Origin of the sequence: Salinicola avicenniae (genome assembly GCF_023736115.1) — a bacterium.
In the GTDB taxonomy this organism is placed as follows: Bacteria; Pseudomonadota; Gammaproteobacteria; order Pseudomonadales; family Halomonadaceae; genus Salinicola; species Salinicola avicenniae.
Map to the genome: position 1 here is coordinate 384,513 of NZ_JAKQZC010000004.1, position 18,274 is coordinate 402,786.

The 18,274-nt window shown below is 64.3% G+C and carries 12 protein-coding genes and 5 tRNA genes; 15 read left to right on the forward strand and 2 right to left on the reverse strand.

Features of this window, described 5'->3' with window-relative positions; translation table 11 throughout:
• Positions 1 to 142: 142 nt before the first annotated feature.
• From rpsU to rpoD, 3 genes are all read left to right on the forward strand, one after another.
• Positions 143 to 358, forward strand: a complete 216-nt coding sequence (rpsU, locus tag MC381_RS11125) for a 30S ribosomal protein S21 (protein WP_011506277.1) — start codon at positions 143 to 145, stop codon at positions 356 to 358.
• A 209-nt stretch (positions 359 to 567) separates the two neighbouring features.
• Positions 568 to 2,490 carry a DNA primase gene (gene dnaG / locus MC381_RS11130; protein WP_251977823.1) on the forward strand — a complete coding sequence of 641 codons (1,923 nt, stop codon included), beginning with the start codon at positions 568 to 570 and terminating at the stop codon, positions 2,488 to 2,490.
• A 391-nt stretch (positions 2,491 to 2,881) separates the two neighbouring features.
• Positions 2,882 to 4,741, forward strand: coding sequence for an RNA polymerase sigma factor RpoD (gene rpoD, locus MC381_RS11135; protein WP_251977824.1), 1,860 nt, complete (start codon positions 2,882 to 2,884; stop codon positions 4,739 to 4,741).
• An 86-nt stretch (positions 4,742 to 4,827) separates the two neighbouring features.
• Here rpoD and MC381_RS11140 read toward each other — a convergent pair whose 3' ends face one another.
• Positions 4,828 to 8,796, reverse strand: a complete 3,969-nt coding sequence (locus MC381_RS11140; RefSeq protein WP_251977825.1) for a hybrid sensor histidine kinase/response regulator — start codon at positions 8,794 to 8,796, stop codon at positions 4,828 to 4,830.
• Between the two features lie 348 nt (positions 8,797 to 9,144).
• Here MC381_RS11140 and MC381_RS11145 point away from each other — a divergent pair, with 348 nt between their 5' ends.
• The 6 genes from MC381_RS11145 (at position 9,145) to ttcA (ending at position 15,128) form a co-directional block, all read left to right on the forward strand.
• Complete coding sequence (locus MC381_RS11145; RefSeq protein WP_251977826.1) at positions 9,145 to 9,402, forward strand: DUF4212 domain-containing protein; 258 nt, start codon at positions 9,145 to 9,147, stop codon at positions 9,400 to 9,402.
• 60 nt (positions 9,403 to 9,462) lie between these two features.
• Positions 9,463 to 11,247: a sodium:solute symporter family protein gene (locus MC381_RS11150; RefSeq protein ID WP_251977827.1), complete on the forward strand. Its 1,785-nt coding sequence runs from the start codon at positions 9,463 to 9,465 to the stop codon at positions 11,245 to 11,247.
• Positions 11,248 to 11,299: 52 nt separating this feature from the next.
• Positions 11,300 to 13,138, forward strand: a complete 1,839-nt coding sequence (locus tag MC381_RS11155; protein WP_251977828.1) for a DUF294 nucleotidyltransferase-like domain-containing protein — start codon at positions 11,300 to 11,302, stop codon at positions 13,136 to 13,138.
• 14 nt (positions 13,139 to 13,152) lie between these two features.
• Positions 13,153 to 13,797: a 3'-5' exonuclease gene (locus MC381_RS11160; RefSeq protein ID WP_251977829.1), complete on the forward strand. Its 645-nt coding sequence runs from the start codon at positions 13,153 to 13,155 to the stop codon at positions 13,795 to 13,797.
• Positions 13,798 to 13,855: 58 nt separating this feature from the next.
• The gene (locus tag MC381_RS11165) at positions 13,856 to 14,077 is read left to right on the forward strand and encodes a hypothetical protein (RefSeq protein WP_251977830.1); all 222 of its coding nucleotides are present in this window, start codon (positions 13,856 to 13,858) and stop codon (positions 14,075 to 14,077) included.
• 142 nt (positions 14,078 to 14,219) lie between these two features.
• Positions 14,220 to 15,128: a tRNA 2-thiocytidine(32) synthetase TtcA gene (gene ttcA, locus MC381_RS11170; protein WP_251977831.1), complete on the forward strand. Its 909-nt coding sequence runs from the start codon at positions 14,220 to 14,222 to the stop codon at positions 15,126 to 15,128.
• A gap of 154 nt (positions 15,129 to 15,282) precedes the next feature.
• Here the strand turns inward: ttcA and hpxO are convergent, their stop codons facing one another.
• Positions 15,283 to 16,455, reverse strand: a complete 1,173-nt coding sequence (gene hpxO / locus MC381_RS11175) for an FAD-dependent urate hydroxylase HpxO (protein WP_251977832.1) — start codon at positions 16,453 to 16,455, stop codon at positions 15,283 to 15,285.
• 252 nt (positions 16,456 to 16,707) lie between these two features.
• On the opposite strand from hpxO, the gene MC381_RS11180 reads away from it, so the two are divergent.
• The 6 genes from MC381_RS11180 (at position 16,708) to MC381_RS11205 (ending at position 18,144) form a co-directional block, all read left to right on the forward strand.
• Positions 16,708 to 17,508, forward strand: a complete 801-nt coding sequence (locus tag MC381_RS11180; protein ID WP_251977833.1) for an alpha/beta family hydrolase — start codon at positions 16,708 to 16,710, stop codon at positions 17,506 to 17,508.
• A gap of 70 nt (positions 17,509 to 17,578) precedes the next feature.
• Positions 17,579 to 17,654, forward strand: a tRNA-Val gene (locus MC381_RS11185).
• Between the two features lie 41 nt (positions 17,655 to 17,695).
• Positions 17,696 to 17,772, forward strand: a tRNA-Asp gene (locus tag MC381_RS11190).
• Positions 17,773 to 17,860: 88 nt separating this feature from the next.
• Positions 17,861 to 17,937, forward strand: a tRNA-Asp gene (locus MC381_RS11195).
• Positions 17,938 to 17,966: 29 nt separating this feature from the next.
• A tRNA-Val gene (locus tag MC381_RS11200) sits at positions 17,967 to 18,043 on the forward strand.
• 24 nt (positions 18,044 to 18,067) lie between these two features.
• Positions 18,068 to 18,144: transfer RNA gene (locus MC381_RS11205), tRNA-Asp, on the forward strand.
• The last annotated feature ends 130 nt before the right edge of the window (positions 18,145 to 18,274 follow it).

Sequence of the window (18,274 nt, forward strand, 5' to 3'; positions counted from 1 at the left end):
AAGACTCGGGAGTACGGCACGAAAGGCTCAAGTCCTTGTCTCACAAGGGCCTCGGCCGTTGGTCGCGCCGTCCGAATCCCGCGTCGTCGGTGTGTGGCGTGCGTTCAAACCGAACTCAATTCCCAAGGTAGGTGAGTGCTTCATGCCTTCTGTTAAAGTACGCGATAACGAGCCGTTCGACGTCGCGCTTCGTCGCTTCAAACGTTCCTGCGAGAAAGCCGGAGTTCTGTCTGAAGTCCGTCGTCGCGAAACTTACGAAAAGCCCACTGCTGTCCGCAAGCGCAAGGCCGCGGCTGCCGTGAAGCGTCACGCCAAGAAGCTGCAGCGTGAGCGTAAGCGTTTCGAACGCTTGTATTGATCCGTACTGGAGGCGACGTCAGTCGCTTCAGAGGGACCAGCAAACGGCCGCCGTCATGGTGGCCGTTTGTTTTTATCCCGCACCGCCATCGCAGTGTCCTATCTTCAGCATGGATCCTGCTGCAGTACGCAGCTTGTCATCATGAATTTTATGATCACGGATACCGCCGACTGACCTGACGGTCGGTCTTCCGGGAGCGTCTCGACGACATGGCCGGACAGATTTCACAGCGCTTCATCGACGACCTGCTGGCACGCACCGATATTGTCGAGGTGGTCTCCGAGCGGGTGCAGCTCAAGAAGAGCGGTCGCAATCACTCCGGGCTGTGCCCCTTCCATCAGGAGAATTCGCCCTCGTTCACCGTGAGCCAGGACAAGCAGTTCTATCACTGCTTCGGCTGCAGCGCTCACGGCAATGCGCTGCGTTTTCTGATGGAGTACGACAACCTGCGTTTTCCGGAGGCGGTCGAGGCGTTGGCCTCGCGTGCCGGCATGCAGGTGGAGCGCGAAGGGGGCGACGACCCCGGTGCCAAGCAGCGTCAGCAGAAGCGTGAGGAAGGCGTCAATCTGCTCGAGCTGGCTTCGGGCTTCTTTCGTGAGCGGTTGGCGTTGGGGCAGGGACAGGAGGCTCGGGCCTATCTCGAACGGCGAGGGCTCAGCCAGGACGTGATTCGCGACTTCGGGATCGGTTACGCCGAGGACAACTGGGAGTCGCTCAAGCGTTTCCTGCTCGACAAGGGGATTGGCGAGCCGGTGCAGGTGGAGTACGGCCTGCTGGTCCATCGCGAGGAGACCGGGCGCACCTATGACCGTTTTCGCGATCGCGTGATGTTCCCGATTCGCGACTGGAAGGGGCGCACCATCGCGTTTGGTGGGCGAGTGCTCGGCGATGCCAAGCCCAAGTATCTCAACTCGCCGGAGACGCCGGTCTTCCACAAGGGGCGTGAGCTCTACGGGCTCTACGAGGCGCGCCAGGCCAACCGTCAGCTGTCGCGCCTGCTGGTGGTCGAGGGCTACATGGATGTGGTCGCGCTGGCGCAGTTCGGGGTGCGCAACGCCTGCGCGACCCTGGGGACCGCGCTGACCTCGGACCATCTGCAGCGGCTGTTTCGTCTGGTCGACGAAGTGGTGTTCTGTTTCGACGGAGACAATGCCGGGCGGCAGGCGGCGCGTCGCTCTTTGCAGACGGCCCTGCCGTCGATGATCGACGGGCGTCAGGTACGCTTTCTCTTTCTGCCGGACGGGGAAGACCCGGACACCCTGATTCGCCAGGAGGGGCGCGAGGCGTTCGAGGACCGCGTGACCTGCGCCAGCCCGCTCTCCGAGTTCCTCTTCGAGCAGGCGGCCGAGGGACGCGATCTCAAGCAGGTCGAAGGGCGGGAGCGCTTCGTGACCGCGGTGCTCGAGGCGCTCAAGCATCTGCCCGAGGGCGTACTGAAGTCGCTGCTGCTGAAGGAGCTTTCGACGCGCAGCGGCATCGAATCGTCGCATTTCAGCGACTGGCTGGCCACGCATGCGGCCTCCGAAGCGCGTCGTACGTCGCGTCAGGGGCAGCCACCGGCCTCTGGCAGCGAGGACGCCGGCTATGCGGCGCTGATGATCGACGCGGCCGAGGATGATGCGCCTTCAGGCGTGCCGGCGTCGGTCGATAATGGCAATAATCGTGCAAGACAGCGAGGGTTGCCAGCATCTCGCGCGGGAGCTGCTACGCTTTCCCTGAGCCTTCCGGCGCGAATCTTGCATCTCTTGTTGCATGAGCCCGGACTGGCGGAAGGATTGCCGCAGACGCTGGATTGGTGCCCCGAGACGGTGCCGGACGGCCCGCTCTGTCGTAGCGTGGTGCAGCTGTTGCGTGCGGGGCGCTATCGTAGTCCGCAGGTGCTGCTGGCGCATTTTCATGGCACGCCTGAGGGCGAGCGTCTCAATGCGCTGGCACGCCGCGAGCTGGAGATCCCGCGCGAGGTGCGGGCCAGTGAACTGGATAACTGGGTGCGCCATCTCGAGCGAGAGAGCGAGCGACTGTCCCCGGTCGAGGAGTACCGCCAGCTGCTTGAGAAGTCGCGTCAGCCCGGGGCGCTGAGCGCCGAGGAGAAGCAGCGTCTGCGTGAGTTGATTGGCAAGCTGGCAACGTGACAGTAGGGCGTTGTCGATCCTCGGTCTGAGGCTGGCCAAAGGTTATGGCGTTGTCGGCGTGGGGCGAGCACGCTCAAAGGCGAGGAGTTTTGACGCCGCGTTCCTGTCGAACACACCGAAAAAAATCGATCAGTGAGAGACCGATATTGCCGTGCAGGGAAGCGTGAAGTGGTGGCGAATATTCGCGACTGGCAAGTAGAAAAACGGTTGAAATGGCAGCGATCGCCACCAGATAGGTTTACCAAAGGGTAGCCGGACACACTAGCACACCTGGCAGGCAAGGCAACAGAAGCTGGCAGCAAAAAGCGATGGCACGCTATACTAGCGGGCTTCACGGGGCGTCGCGCTGCCACCCCAGGTGCTTCATTCTTCTTCGTCGAGTAGGGTTTCTATGGCTGGAAATGCACAGCAGTCACGTTTGAAGGAGCTGATCGCACGCGGTAAGGAGCAGGGATTCCTGACCTATGCCGAAGTGAACGATCATCTCCCCGAAGATATCGCCGATCCCGATCAGGTGGAAGACATCATCTCCATGATCAACGACATGGGGATCAACGTCGTCGAGGAAGCGCCTGACGAAGATACCCTGATGATGTCCGACAACTCCACCGACGAGTCGGCGGCGGAAGAGGCTGTCGCGGCACTGGCGGCGGTGGAGAGCGATGTCGGGCGCACGACCGATCCGGTGCGCATGTACATGCGCGAAATGGGGACGGTCGAGCTGCTGACCCGCGAGGGCGAGATCCTGATCGCCAAGCGCATCGAGGAAGGGCTGCGCGAGGTGATGTCCTCGTTGGCGTACCTGCCTGGCGCGGTCGACTCGATTCTCGAGTTCTACGACCAGACTCAGGACGAAGAAGCCCCCGGCCGGCTGTCCGACCTGTTCTCCGGCTTCATCGATCCCGACGAAGGGATTCCCGGCGTTGCCGAAGTCGAGATGCCCGAGGAGGAAGAGCCCAGCCTTTCCGGCGATGACGACAGCGACGACGACGAGGAAGAGAAGGACGAAGAGGACGAGGACGACAACTCCAACGAGGGTGGTCCCGATCCCGAAGAGGCGCGGGTGCGCTTCGAGCAGATTCGCGAGCAGAATGAGTCCGCCAAGGCGGCGATTGCCAAGCACGGCCGCGACTCGACGGAAGCCGGCGCCGAGCTGGCGCGTCTGGCCGAGCTGTTCTCGCCGATCAAGCTGTCGCCGAAGCACTTCGAGCGTCTGGTCGGCCAGGTCCGTATCAGCGTCGAGCAGGTGCGCGAGCAGGAGAAGGCGATCATGCAGGTGTTCGTCAAGCAGGGCAAAGTGCCTCGCAAGACCTTCATCAGCGCCTTCCTCGGTCACGAGACGACCGAGACCTGGTTCGAGGACTTCGTTGCCGGCCACGCCAAGTATGCGGACCGCCTCGAGCCGTTCCGCGGCGACGTGCAGCGGGCGCAGCGCAAGATCGGCTTCGAGCAGGAGATGGTCCAGCTCAACGTCGGCCAGCTGAAAGAGGTCAATCGCCGCCTGTCGATCGGCGAAGCCAAGGCGCGTCGTGCCAAGAAGGAGATGGTCGAGGCCAACCTGCGTCTGGTGATCTCGATCGCCAAGAAGTACACCAACCGTGGCCTGCAGTTCCTGGACCTGATCCAGGAGGGCAACATCGGTCTGATGAAGGCCGTCGACAAGTTCGAATACCGTCGCGGCTACAAGTTCTCGACCTATGCCACCTGGTGGATTCGTCAGGCAATCACGCGTTCGATCGCCGACCAGGCCCGCACCATCCGTATTCCGGTGCACATGATCGAGACGATCAACAAGCTCAACCGCGTGTCGCGCCAGATGCTGCAGGAGATGGGGCGCGAGCCGACGCCGGAAGAGCTGGGCGAGCGTCTCGAGATGCCGGAAGACAAGGTGCGCAAGGTCCTGAAGATCGCCAAGGAGCCGATCTCCATGGAGACGCCGATCGGTGACGACGAGGATTCGCACCTGGGCGACTTCATCGAGGACAGCACCATGGTGCTGCCGATCGACTCCGCCACCGGCGAAGGGCTGATCGAAGCCACCCGCAACGTGCTCGGCGGCCTGACCGCGCGCGAAGCCAAGGTGCTGCGCATGCGCTTCGGTATCGACATGAATACCGATCACACGCTGGAAGAGGTCGGCAAGCAGTTCGACGTCACCCGCGAGCGTATTCGCCAGATCGAAGCCAAGGCGCTGCGCAAGCTGCGCCATCCGTCGCGCTCCGAGCCGCTGCGTTCGTTCCTCGACGAATAATCTCTCGGGAAGCGCAAGCCAAAAAAGCCCCCAAGGTCCTCGGACCTGGGGGCTTTTTTTAGTCATGGAATCTGCTGTGGCTCTCTTTAGCTGGGTGAGTCATCTGCCGACAGTCGGGCTGCGCGGCTGGCCTGCAGCGTCCGTGTCAGCAGGGCGCGCAGCGCGGCCGGGCGCACCGGCTTGAGCAGCAGCTGATAACCGGCGCGCTTGACCTCTTCGGCGACTTCCTCGGTGCGATCGGCAGTGATGACGATGCCGGGGACGTCGTGGGCACAGAGTTCCTCTAGCGCTTCCAGGGCCATCATGCCGGTGACCTCGTTATCGAGGTGATAGTCGGCAAGAATGGCGTCGGGATCGCCGCCCATGTTGCGGATCGCGGACTTGGCGCCGCCGATCGACGTGGCCGTGAAGACCTCGCATTCCCACCCCTCCAGCATTGCCTTCATGCCCTCGAGGATAAGCCGCTCGTTGTCGATGCACAGGATGCGTGTGCCGATGAGCTTGTTGCCGCTGCGGCGTGGTGAAGTCTCCTCCGGACTGGCTGCGCCGCGCCGCTCCGCGACCAGTGGCACGGAGACCGAGAAGACCGTGCCGGCATCGACCCTGGAGCGCACGCGAATCGGATGATCGAGCACCCGACTCATGCGCTCGGCGATCGACAGGCCCAGCCCCAGACCGCGTTCGCTCTCCTTGTGGCGCGAGGCCTGATCGAGACGCCGGAACTCCTGAAAGATCTCGCTCAGCTTGGAGTCTGGGATACCGGGGCCAGTATCCCAGACTTCGATGATCACCCGGTCGGTATGGCGTCGGCAGCCGAGCAGCACACGCCCCTGCTGGGTGTAGCGCAGGGCATTGGAGAGAAAGTTCTGCACGATGCGCCGGAGCATCTGGGCGTCGCTCTCGACCCACAGACTGGTCGTGACCATTTCCAGATCGAGCCCGCGGTCGTCGGCCATGACCTCGAATTCGGCGCGCAGCGGATGCAGGATGTCGGCCAGCGGGAACTGGCTCTTGCGCGGCGTCAGCGCCCCCGCGTCGAGTTTGGAGATATCGAGCAGCGTGCCCAGCAGCTCTTCGGCGGCCTGCAGCGAGTTGTCGATATGGCCGATGGTGCGTCGGTGGTCGGCGTCTTCCATCTGCTGACCCAAGGCCGAGGTAAACAGGCGAGCGGCGTTCAGTGGCTGTAGAAGGTCATGACTGGCGGCGGCCAGGAAGCGGGTCTTGGAGGCGTTGGCGTCTTCCGCCGTCTGCTTGGCCTGTCGCAGCGCCTGCTCCGCTTCGGCGCGAACCCGGTTCTCCTGGCGCAGGGCGGCGTTGGCCTCGGAGAGCGCCTGGGTGCGCTCACGCACGCGCTCCTCGAGGTTTTCGTTGGTTTCGCGTAGCGCGATTTCGGCGAGGCGCCGCTCGGTGATGTCCTGATAGAGCGCGAAGAAGCCGAGAATGCGGCCCCCCTCGCCGAAGTGCGGCGTATAGGTCACCAGCATGTAACGCACGCCGCCGTCGCCGTCGTCGAGCGAGATCTCGAAGGTCACGCGTTCGCCATTAAGGGCGCGCTGCATCCACGGGCCGCGCTGGCGGGCGGCGGCCGGCGGCATGACGTTATCGACACGCTCGCCGATCACCGCGTTGCGATCGATCCCCATGGCCGCTTCGTAGGCACGGTTGGTGAAGAGGTAGCGGCACTCCTTGTCGAAATAGGCGATCAGCGCCGGCACGTTGTCGGTGTAGATACGGATGTTGCTCTCGGAGCGGATCAGCGCTTCCTCGGTGCGCTTCTGCTGGGTGATGTCCTGATAGGTGTAGACGAAGCCGCCGCCCGGCATCGGATTGCCGAGCACCTCCAGCACCGTACCATCGGGGCGATAGCGCTCGTAGCGGTGGGGCTGGCCGCTGCGGATGTTCTCGATCAGCTGCTCGACGTGTTCCTCCGGGTCGCCGGGGCCGTACTCGCCATTGTGGGCGTTGTAGCGGAAAACCTTCTCCATCGGCGTGCCGACGCGGATCAGGTTGTCGGGGAAGCGAAAGATCTCCAGGTAGCGCTGATTCCATACCACCAGGTTGAGATTCTGGTCGACCACGCCGATGCCCTGATTGATGTTCTCGATCGTCGCCTGCAGCAGGGCGCGGTTGAACTCGAGCACCTGGGAGGCCTCGTCGACGATCGAGATCACGTCCGAGATGCCGATGCCGCGCCCCTGCAGCGCTGAGTTGACCACGATGCGCGCCGACGAGGCACCGAGTACCGAGGCGAGCAGGCGTTCGGTGAACTGGATCACGTCGATCGAGGCACGTGCGTTGTTCTCCAGCGACTTGGCATTGCGCCTGGCGTAGTCCTCGAAGGCGCGCTCGACCTGGGAGTGGCCGAGGAAGCGCTCGCACAGCACCTTGAGATCGTTGACCGTGGTCGCACCCGTCCAGGGGCGGTTGACCGTGGTCTGGCGGGTCTCGATGCTGTCGACGAACAGCGAGGCCTGGATGCGCTCGACCACGCGTTGCGGCGTCAGCTGTGAAATGAAGATGTAGAAGAACAGGTTGAAGCCGAGCGAGAGCATGACGCCGTGGGCGAAGCTATCGGTGACGTCGAGCCCGAACAGGTGCAGCGGCGAGAGCCACTCGACCCCCAGCGGGCCGCCGGCCAGCCAGGCGTCGGGCAGCAGTCCGGCACGGATCAGGGCGGGCATCAGCAGCGTATAGGCCCAGATGGCGAAGCCGACGTTGAGCCCGGTAACCACGCCGAGTCGATTGCCGCGCTTCCAGTAGAGCCCGCCGAGCAGCGCCGGCGCGAACTGCGCGGCCGCCGAGAGCGACAGCAGGCCGGTGGCGGCCAGCGAGCTGTACTCCGCCACCAGCTGGTAGAACAGGTACGCCAGCGCCAGGATGACGACGATGGTCAAGCGTCGCGCGCGCAGCACCAAGCGGCCGTAGTCGCGCGATGTCTCCTCGAACCAGCGCAGGCGGAACAGCGCCGGCAGCACGATCTCGTTGGAGATCATGATCGAGTTGGCCACAGCGGCCATGATCACCATGCCGGTCGCCGCCGACAGGCCGCCGATGAAGGTCAGCATGGCGAGCCACGGCTGGTCGGCGACGATCGGCAGCGCCAGCACGTAGCTGTCCGGAGACACGGTGTCTCCGGGGAAGAGTGTCAGCCCGGCGGCGGCGATGGGTAGCACGAAGAAACCGATCGCCAGCAGATAGACCGGGAACAGCCAGCGTGCGCGGTTGGCGTCGTCGGTATGGGTGTTCTCCACCACCGTGATGTGAAACTGCCGCGGCAGACAGAAGACCGCCAGCATGGCGAGCAGCGTCTGGGTCCAGAAGCTGGTGTCGAGATTCTGTTCGGTCAGCTGCTGCTGCAGTTGCAGGTAGGTGTCGGCGCGGGTGAACAGCGTGCCCAGCCCGTCGAACATGCCCCAGGTGACGTAGGCGCCCAGCACCAGAAAGACCACCAGCTTGACCACCGACTCGAAGGCGATGGCCTGGATCAGCCCCTCGTGGTGTTCGGTGGCATTGGTGTCCCGGGTGCCGAAGAGAATCGCGAAGGCGGCCATGAAGATGGCGATGTAGAAGGCGGTGTCGTCCACCACCGGGGCCTTGATCGTGTGGCCATCGCTGGTCATCACCTGGAAGGCGGTGGAAACCGCCTTCAGCTGCAGGGCGATATAGGGCAGCGTGCCGATCAGCGCAATCAGGCTGGCGAACGCCGCCAGCGACTGCGACTTGCCGTAGCGCGAGGCGATGAAGTCGGCGATCGAGGTGACGTTCTGTCGCTTGGCCACGCGGATCATCTTGCCGATGACCGGCCAGAACAGCAGGAAGGTCAGTACCGGGCCAACGAAGATGCTGGCAAACGACCAGCCGGAGGTGGCTGCCTGGCCGACGCTGCCGAAGAAGGTCCAGGAGGTGCAGTAGACTGCCAGCGCCAGACTGTAGACGATCGGTCGGCGGCTGGCGGGCCCGTGACGGCGGGCGTGACGATCCCCGCGCCAGGCAATGGCGAACAGGGCGACGACATAGAGCAGCGCCACGACGATCAACAAACCGCCTTCGAACATGATTCCCCCAGATGGTGCCGGCGTTCCCGACGCCGCTTGCTTGCCTTCTTGTCGCCCGACTCAGTGTGCCAGCCCGGACCGTGGGCCGATAGGCGCGTTCACGACCGCTCGTCGGTGCCGGTCCATGCCGCCTGCGGCTTTGGGCTGATAGACCAAGGTTCAGTGTCTCGGATAACCCTGTAGGCTTTTGATTGAAAAGGAAAATAACACTATTTGGAAAGCATTTTCCGAATACTCGACTAAAGTCCGCTGCCGGTAGCGCGTGCGCGTGACTTAGGCTCGCCCATGCAGTCTTGCATAACAAATCGTTGATTTCCCGAAAGCAAACGCAATGGGCAGGGGAGAGTCATGACGGGGAAAAACAGACAGGACTACTGGAAAGCCAACATCCGCTTGATCGCCACGCTGCTGGTGATCTGGTTCATCGCATCCTACGGCTTTGGCGTGCTGCTGGTGGAACCGCTCAACGCCATCCACTTCTTCGGCTTCAAGCTCGGATTCTGGTTCGCTCAGCAGGGGGCTATCTACATCTTTCTCGTGCTGATCGTGGTCTACGCCTGGTCGATGAACCGGCTGGACCGGGGACACGACGTGGAAGAGCAGTAACGCGGACATCGCCGGCCGGTACGGCGCCGGGCTCGATAATCAGAAAAAAAGGATTCGATGATGGATGTTCAACTGCTGACCTATCTATTTGTGGGAGGGTCCTTCGCCCTCTACATCGGTATCGCGATCTGGTCGCGAGTCGGGTCGACCAAGGAGTTCTACGTCGCGGGGGGCGGCGTCTCTCCCGTGGCCAACGGCGCGGCGACCGCCGCCGACTGGATGTCGGCCGCCTCCTTCATCTCGATGGCCGGGATCATCGCCTATTCGGGTTATGACGCCTCGGTCTATCTGATGGGCTGGACCGGCGGTTATGTTCTGCTGGCGATGCTGCTCGCGCCCTACTTGCGCAAGTTCGGCAAGTTCACGGTGCCGGACTTCATCGGCGACCGTTACTACTCCAACGTGGCACGCACCGTGGCGGTCATCTGCGTCATCTTCGTCTCGTTCACCTACGTGGCGGGGCAGATGCGCGGTACCGGTATCGTCTTCGCCCGTTTCCTCGAGGTGGACGTGGACATCGGCGTGGTGATCGGGATGGTGATCGTCTTCTTCTACGCCGTGCTTGGCGGCATGAAGGGCATCACCTATACCCAGGTGGCGCAGTACTGCGTGCTGATCTTTGCCTTCACCGTGCCGGCGATATTCCTGTCGATCATGATGACCGGTCACGTGCTGCCGCAGACCGGGTTCGGGGCCACGCTGCTGGATGCCGCGGGCAACGACAGCGGCGTCTACCTGCTGCAGCGCCTGGACCAGCTGGTGACCGAGCTGGGCTTCAGCGAATATACCTCCGGCACCAAGTCGACGATCGACGTGTTCTTCATCACCGCGGCCCTGATGTGCGGCACGGCGGGCCTGCCGCACGTTATCGTGCGCTTCTTCACCGTACCGCGCGTGCGCGATGCGCGCGTCAGTGCCGGCTGGGCGCTGTTCTTCATCGCCATCCTCTATACCAGCGCGCCGGCCGTCGGGGCCTTCGCCCGGGTCAACCTGATCGAGACGGTCGACAACACCGCCTACCAGGCGCTGCCGGACTGGTTTCACAACTGGGAGAACTCCGGACTGATCGCCTGGACCGACAAGAACGGCGACGGTGAGGTGCAGATGGCCGCCGGCGACCCGTTCAGCGGCACGCCGGCCTATACAGGCGAGCGTGGCGAACACGGCGAGCGGCTCCTGAGCAACGCGCCGACCGATAACGCCGGCGAGGTCTACATCGATCGCGACATCATCGTGCTGGCCAACCCCGAGATCGGCAATCTGCCGGCCTGGGTGGTTGCGCTGGTCGCCGCAGGGGGGGTGGCCGCCGCCCTGTCGACCGCGGCGGGGCTGCTGCTGGTGATCTCCTCGGCGATCGCCCACGACCTGCTCAAGAAGCAGCTGAAGCCCGATATCTCGGAGAAGGGCGAACTCCTGGCGGCGCGTATCGCGGCGGCGGTGGCTATCGTGATCGCCGGTTACTTCGGCATCAACCCGCCGGGCTTCGTCGCCCAGGTGGTGGCCTTCGCCTTCGGTCTGGCGGCGTCGAGCTTCTTCCCGGTCATTCTGATGGGGATCTTCTACAAACGCATGAACAAGGAAGGGGCGATTGCCGGCATGCTGGTGGGGCTGATCTTCACGTTCAGCTACATCGTCTACTTCAAGTTCATCGCGCCTGAAGCGAATACCGCCGAGCATTGGTGGCTGGGGGTATCGCCCGAAGGGATCGGGACCTTGGGGATGATCTTCAACTTCGTCACGGCGCTGGTGGTCTCCCGCTTCACCGCCCCGCCGCCGGAGTCGATCCAGCATATCGTCGAGGATATCCGGGTGCCGCGCGGCGCCGGCGGTGCAGTCGACCACTGAAGGCACGTCGCTCCGGCCTGGTGGCCGGAGCGACGCCATCGAGGGGGCAGCCATGCTGACGGCCGACCTGAACCGACTCCCTTTCACGCTGCTCGATTCCGGGCAGCGTCGTCGTCTCGAGGCAGGGCTGGACCTGGGCTATTACGCGGTCGGTCAGGTGCTGCTGGAGAGCGGTGCCGAGCCGGAAAACGTCTACCTGATCCACAAGGGGGAAGTGGTCGAGGAGGACCCGGCCCTGAGCGGTGAAGCGGCGTGGATCGGCCACTATGCCGCCGGCGATCTGTTCGGCGCCATCAGCGTGCTCAACGGGCGCAGCCGCTATCGCTTTCGGGTCGAGCAGGAAGCGCTCTGTCACCTGCTGCCGGCGGCGCTGTTCCTTTCGCTTTGCGAGGGTTGTCCGGCATTCGCCGAGTATTTTCAGCAGCGCCTGGCCGACAAGACGCAGCGGCTGCTGGCGCGGCGCGGCGCCTTCGGCGCGACGCTGGCCGGTTTCATGCTCTCTCGGGTGCGAGCCTGCCTGCGCCCGCCATTGGTGCTCGCGGAAGCGGTGCGCGTCACCGACGCCGCCGCGGCGCTGCGGGAGCGGCGCGCTGACAGCCTGCTGGTCGGCGCGGGCGAGGCGCTGGGCATGGTGACCAAGACCGATCTGCTGGAGGCGCTGGTGCACGCGCGGGTCACGCCGCAGTCGCCGCTGACCGGCTTGGGCACGCGGCCGCTGATCGGTGTCGATATCGACGATTATCTGTTTAGTGCGCTGGTGACGATGACGCAGCATCGGGTTGCGCGACTGGTGGTCTTCGAGAACGGCGGCGTCGCCGGCATCGTCGAGCTGCTCGACGTGCTCGGCCAGTTTTCCAGCCGTACGCATGTCGTCGGCCTGCAGATCGAGCAGGCGCAGGACATGGCGGCGCTGGTGGCGGCCGGCAGCGGCCTGACCGCGTTGGTCGAGGGGCTGATGGCCCAGGGGGTGAAGCTGCGCTTCGTCATGGCGCTGCTGTCGGCGCTCAATGCCCGGCTAATCCAGAAGGCGTTCACCTTTGCCGTGCCGGAGACGCTGCAGGCGCAGAGCTGTCTGCTGGTCCTGGGTAGCGAGGGGCGGGGCGAGCAGGTATTGAAAACCGATCAGGACAACGCGCTGATTCTCGCCGACGGCGAATCCTGGGCCGGCCGAGAAGCCGCCGACCGCCTGACGGCCGCGATGCAGCACTTCAGCGACCAGCTGGCGCAGCTCGGCTATCCGCCTTGCCCCGGGGGCATCATGGTTTCCAACCCGGCGTGGGTGGCCAGCGAGTCGGCGTGGCTCGGCAAGATTGCGCGCTGGGCCTCGAGCCGAGATGCCGAGTCGTTGATGCAGTTGGCGATTCTGCTCGATGCGCGAGCCGTGGGGGGGCAGGTCGCGCTGCTGGACGCCCTGCGCGAGTCGCTGTTCCGCCACTGTGCCGACGATGAACTGTTGCTGTCGCACTTTGCCCGTGGCGCCTTGCGTTTCGGTTCGCCGCTACGGCTGTTCAGCGGCCTGCGCCGCCGGGAAGAAGAGGTCGACGTCAAGAAGGCGGGTATCTTTCCGATCGTCCACGGCGTCAGGACGATGGCGCTGGAGCGACGCGTGACGGTGACCTCCACGTTCGATCGGCTCGAGGCGCTGGTTGTGGACGGTCGTCTCGATCGTGCGTTCGCCGACGATCTGGCCGAGGCGCTCGGGTTTTTCGCCGAGTTGCGTCTGCGGCGTCAGCTGGCGGCAATCGATACCGGCGCCTCGCCGGCGGCGGCGACGGCGTCGGTGATCGTCAGTCGGCTGAGCGGCTTCGAACGCGATCTGCTGCGGGAATCCTTGCATACGGTGAGAGCGTTCAAGCAGCGCCTGACCCATCGCTATCACCTCGAGTACTGAGCGAGTCACGGCCGATGGGGCGAGCACTGGAGATCTGGCAGGACACTCAGTTGCCGTTGCTGACCCGGTGGCGGCGCCGGCGTGACCGCGCAACCTGCGACCTGCGCTATCGTCATCTGTTTACGCCGGGCGACACGCGCGAATGGGTCTCGCTCGATTGTGAGACCACCGACCTCGATCCGCATCGCGCGGAACTCGTCACGCTAGCGGCAGTCAAGGTCGTTGACGAGCGGGTGCTGACCAGTAGCGCGCTGGATCTGCGCCTGCAGCCACCTGACAGCCTGAGCGGCGAGTCGATTCGCGTGCACGGCCAGCGTCATGTCGATCTGGAAGGCGGCGAGGCGCTGTCGGAGGCGCTCGCCCAGTTGCTCGAGTTTATCGGTAACCGCCCGCTGCTGGGCTGGTGCCTCGATTACGACCTGGCGGTGATCGACCGCCAGCTGCGTCCGCGGTTCGGCTTCTCGCTGCCCAATCGGCGGCGCGATGTTCGGCGCGACTATGTGCGCTACTGGCGTCGCAAGCATCCGGACGTGACGCCGGATCTGCGTTTCGAACAAGCGGCGGCGACGCTGGACGTGCCGATAATCGGGCGGCACACCGCGCTCGGCGATGCGGTCACAACCGCGCTGATGTCGCTGCGCCTCGCGCGTGAAGCGTGACGTCGGCACGAGCGAGGCGAGCGCGCGATCATACGACAGTGGTCCGAGGAGGGACGCCATGGGGTGGGTGGAAAACGGCATGCTATTGCTCGGCCTGATGGTCGTCTGCTTGAGCTATCTGCACTACGTGCGACGTACGCACGACCTTCGCGGCGTGCTGCTGTTCTGGCAGCGGCGCATGGCGCTGACGCCCGGCGAGTTCAAGCTGCAGCGGGCGGGGATCGTGGTGCTGTTCGTCGGCATCCTGATTCGCTATCTCAACCTGACGCTCTGGGGCTGAACAGTGGGCCGCCGCGCCTGCCGGTGCTTCGCCAAGCCGCGAGGCGGTGTTAGCATAGGTGCCCCACGAACGACACCCGCGCAAGGCGGCGTCGCGACGGCCCGTTCCGGGCCCTCGGCGTCGAGCGCGAAAGAGCGAATTCATGCAACAAGCCAGCGACTCTCTCGACAACCGGCTCTCCGGTGCCGCCGATGGCAACGCCGAAGCGTCGGCCAGGGCGAAGCGCGAGTTCAACAAGCTGCAGAAGCGGCTACGGCGCCAGGTCGGCAACGCGATCATCGACTACGGCATGATCCACGACGGCGACAAGGTGATGGTCTGCCTCTCCGGCGGCAAGGACTCGTACACCATGCTGGAGATTCTGCTGAATCTGCAGCGCAACGCGCCGGTGAGCTTCGAGCTGGTGGCGGTCAATCTCGATCAGAAGCAGCCGGGCTTTCCCGAGCACGTGCTGCCCGAGTATCTCGACGCAAAGGGCGTGAATTACCACATCCTCGAGCGCGACACCTATTCGGTGGTGAAGGAGAAAACGCCGGAAGGCAAGACCACCTGTGCGCTCTGCTCGCGGTTGCGGCGCGGCTCGCTCTACGGCTTTGCCGAAGAGATCGGTGCCAACAAGGTGGCGCTCGGCCACCATCGCGAGGACATTCTCGAGACGCTGTTCCTCAACATGTTCTTCGGGGGTTCGCTCAAGGCGATGCCGCCCAAGCTGCTCTCCGACGACGGCAAGAACATGGTCATCCGGCCGCTGGCGTACTGCCGTGAAGCCGATATCGCCGAGTTTTCGCGCCAGATGGCCTTTCCGATCATCCCCTGTAACCTGTGCGGGTCGCAGCCCAATCTACAGCGTCAGAACGTCAAGGAGATGCTGGCGGAGTGGGAAGCGAAATACCCGGGTCGTCTGGAGACGATGTTCAAAGCGGTGACCAATGTGGCCCCATCGCAGCTGGCCGATCGCGAGCTATTCGATTTCGAAGGCCTGGAGGCGAAGCAGCAGCGACTTCAGGAGACGCGGATAGATGCATTCGACCTGCTGGCCCGCGAAGCCTGACGCGTCGAAGCGGCGGGTGGTGCCGAGCGGCTTGTTGGTGCGCGGCCAAGATGGCGTGAGAGAAGCCCGCCGGCGCATAATCGTCGGCGGGCTTGTCGTCGGCAGCGTATTGTCAGGTCGCGCGTGTTGTCAGATCGCGTAGGCTCGCCGGCCGTTAGGCCAGCGGACCTCCCCTTATCGTCTTGCGCATGCCATCCATGATACGGGTGCCATCCTCCTGCGCGAGCTCGGCATACCACGCCTGCGTGGCCATCGCGTCGGCGCCATGGGTGGTTTCGGCGCGTTTGCGCGCGCGCGTGACGATCTCCCCCACGCGTGCGGTACGCGCGGTGTCGTAGGCCGTCAGTGCGGCGGCGAGATCGCCGTCGGCGGCATCGAGGGCGCGAGCCAGTACCCAGGCGTCCTCCATCGCCTGGCAGCCGCCCTGGCCCAGGTCCGGTGCCATGCCGTGGGCCGCGTCGCCGAGAATGGCGGCGCGCTCGCCGATCAGCGTTTCCAGCGGTTCGATATCGTGGATTTCGACGCGGGCCATGGCGGCCGGATCGAAGCGCTCGACCAGCCTCTGTACCGGCGCTGCCCAGCCGGCAAAGTGGGTGCTCAGCTCCTCGCGGTAGCGTGACGGATCGTTGGGCGTCTCGGGCGGCAGCGGCACGTCGAAGAAGCAGTAGAACTCCGGCTTGTCGGCATCGCCGCTCATCGGCATCAGCGAGACGCGCTGATGGTCGCCGACGTACTGTGCCCAATCTTCCAGCGGCGCCAGGTCCGTCGTGGCCGGCACGCGCACGTTCCAGTTGACGTAGCCGCAGTAGCGCCGCGGGACCGGGCGGCCCAGGGCTCGCTCGCGCAGTTTCGAGCGGGTGCCGTCGGCGATCACGATCAGGTCGGCGCGGCGCGTCGAGCCGTCGTCGAAGCGGGCGCTGATGCCGTCGATATCGGCGGTGTAGTCGAGACAGGCGCGTCCCAGGGTGACATTGTCGGGACCGACGGCCTCGAGCAGCGTCTGCTGCAGCGTGGCCCGGGCGATCGGGCAGGCGCGTTGTGCCACATCGTCATAGAGTGGCTGCAGGCTGAAATCGGTCAGCGGCGTGCCGTCGCGCGTCAGGTAACGCATGCGGTTCATGCGTCCGCTGGCTTGCTCGATAGCGTCGCCGATACCGAGCGCCTTGAGTATCTTGACGCCGTTGGACCAGACCGAGATGGCGGCGCCAACCGGGCGCAGTTCGGCGACGCGGTCGACGACCTCGACATGATGGCCGGCCTGCTGGAGCGCCAGCGCGGCGGTAAGCCCGCCCATGCCGGCGCCAATGACGAGTACGTTCAACGTCATGGGAAAGTGTCCTGAAGTGTTGTCGTTGGAATAGTGTTGTCGTTGGAATATCGCCGTTGGCCTGTCGCCGGGCAGGTGGACTCAGGCATCAGGTACGCGGCCACGGACGCCGGGAGGACGTCGGCGATCGGCGACCTGACCGATCGTTCAGGTTTTGATCATCCTACGCATAAACGGTCTCCAGAGGGAATCCCCGCCGATGCGCGGGATCGAGTTCATGACGCGAAACTGACAGCAAAGAGCGAATGACAGATGCACGAAAAAGCGGCGAGCGATAGCGGTGGCGCGAGTGTGGCGGAGCGTGCCAGCAAGGCGCTGGCATCGAGCGACGGGCTGCGTGAAGCGCTTGCCAACGGCGATGATCGCCTGCATGGCGGTGTGGACGAGGGCGCCGAGGTCCCCACGCTGGGTGGCTTTCGCGTGGCCGGCAAGCCGCATGTCGGGCGTCTGATGCTGTGCCACGGTGCGGGCGCCGGCCATGATAGCGAGTTCCTGACGCGGCTACGCCAAGGGCTCGCCGCGAAGGGTGTTCAGGTCATCGCCGTGGAGTTTGCCTACATGGCGAGGATACGCCGGGAAGGGCGCCGTCGTCCGCCGCCCCGGGTCGAGTCGCTGGTCAACGAGCTGGCGATCTGGCAGCACGCGCTGCTGTCGCTCGCGCCCCGAACGCCATTGTGGCTCGGCGGCAAGTCGATGGGTGGGCGTGTGGCGAGCCTGCTGGCCGCGGCGCCGGCTCCCGGTCAGGATCCGGCCGGGCTGGTGCTGTGCGGCTATCCGTTTCACCCGCCGGGCAAGCCCGAGCGTACGCGTCTCGATCACTGGCCGGCAATCCGCTGTCCGCTGGTGGTGCTGCAGGGGTCCCGAGACCCTTTCGGGCGTCGCGAGGAGGTCGAGGGCTATACCCTGCCGGCACACACGGAGCTGCACTTCCTGGCCGGAGGCGATCATGACTGGAAAACGCCTCGCCGCGAGTCGGAAACCCAGTCTTCGCTGCTTGCGGCGGCGGTCGATCGCGTGGCCTCACGGCTGGCGAGAGCGGACTTCGGAAAATGATCGATCGAGCCAAGAAAAGCTGTTGACTTTCAAACGGTCACAGGTAGAATGCAGCGCCACGTGACCAGACGGGTGGTTAGCTCAGCTGGGAGAGCACCAGCCTTACAAGCTGGGGGTCACAGGTTCGAACCCTGTACCACCCACCATCACCTTTCGAGGTGTTTTGGATCACGTGATGGAATGATGCGGACCGGTAGTTCAGTTGGTTAGAATGCCGGCCTGTCACGCCGGAGGTCGCGGGTTCGAGTCCCGTCCGGTCCGCCAGTTCCACCGACACTTTTTAAAGTGTCATTTGCAGTCGCGTAGTTGGTATCGTTGGTGTGCGTTTCGACTCAGACCCGATGCTTCGAGTGGACCGGTAGTTCAGCTGGTTAGAATGCCGGCCTGTCACGCCGGAGGTCGCGGGTTCGAGTCCCGTCCGGTCCGCCACACTTCGCGTTTGCCCGGGTTTGACGTTTGGGTGGTTAGCTCAGCTGGTTAGAGCACCAGCCTCACATGCTGGGGGTCACAGGTTCGAGTCCTGTACCACCCACCATCTTGATCAAGATGGTGTTTATGCGGACCGGTAGTTCAGCTGGTTAGAATGCCGGCCTGTCACGCCGGAGGTCGCGGGTTCGAGTCCCGTCCGGTCCGCCATCGACGTCTCCCTCCTTCCTGGTTTGATCTGTTGGCCATCTCGGTCACTTTCCTTTGTTTTTCCGAGTTCTGTATCGGCGTTCCGAATCCCGTAACGGCCACCTCGGTCGAGCTACGGTATTGCTATGTT

Coding starts and splice junctions, on each gene's coding strand:
- rpsU (WP_011506277.1), top strand. CDS start 143: ATGCCTTCTGTTAAAGTACGCGATAACGAGCCGTTCGACGTCGCGCTT.
- dnaG (WP_251977823.1), top strand. CDS start 568: ATGGCCGGACAGATTTCACAGCGCTTCATCGACGACCTGCTGGCACGC.
- rpoD (WP_251977824.1), top strand. CDS start 2,882: ATGGCTGGAAATGCACAGCAGTCACGTTTGAAGGAGCTGATCGCACGC.
- MC381_RS11140 (WP_251977825.1), bottom strand. CDS start 8,796: ATGTTCGAAGGCGGTTTGTTGATCGTCGTGGCGCTGCTCTATGTCGTC.
- MC381_RS11145 (WP_251977826.1), top strand. CDS start 9,145: ATGACGGGGAAAAACAGACAGGACTACTGGAAAGCCAACATCCGCTTG.
- MC381_RS11150 (WP_251977827.1), top strand. CDS start 9,463: ATGGATGTTCAACTGCTGACCTATCTATTTGTGGGAGGGTCCTTCGCC.
- MC381_RS11155 (WP_251977828.1), top strand. CDS start 11,300: ATGCTGACGGCCGACCTGAACCGACTCCCTTTCACGCTGCTCGATTCC.
- MC381_RS11160 (WP_251977829.1), top strand. CDS start 13,153: ATGGGGCGAGCACTGGAGATCTGGCAGGACACTCAGTTGCCGTTGCTG.
- MC381_RS11165 (WP_251977830.1), top strand. CDS start 13,856: ATGGGGTGGGTGGAAAACGGCATGCTATTGCTCGGCCTGATGGTCGTC.
- ttcA (WP_251977831.1), top strand. CDS start 14,220: ATGCAACAAGCCAGCGACTCTCTCGACAACCGGCTCTCCGGTGCCGCC.
- hpxO (WP_251977832.1), bottom strand. CDS start 16,455: ATGACGTTGAACGTACTCGTCATTGGCGCCGGCATGGGCGGGCTTACC.
- MC381_RS11180 (WP_251977833.1), top strand. CDS start 16,708: ATGCACGAAAAAGCGGCGAGCGATAGCGGTGGCGCGAGTGTGGCGGAG.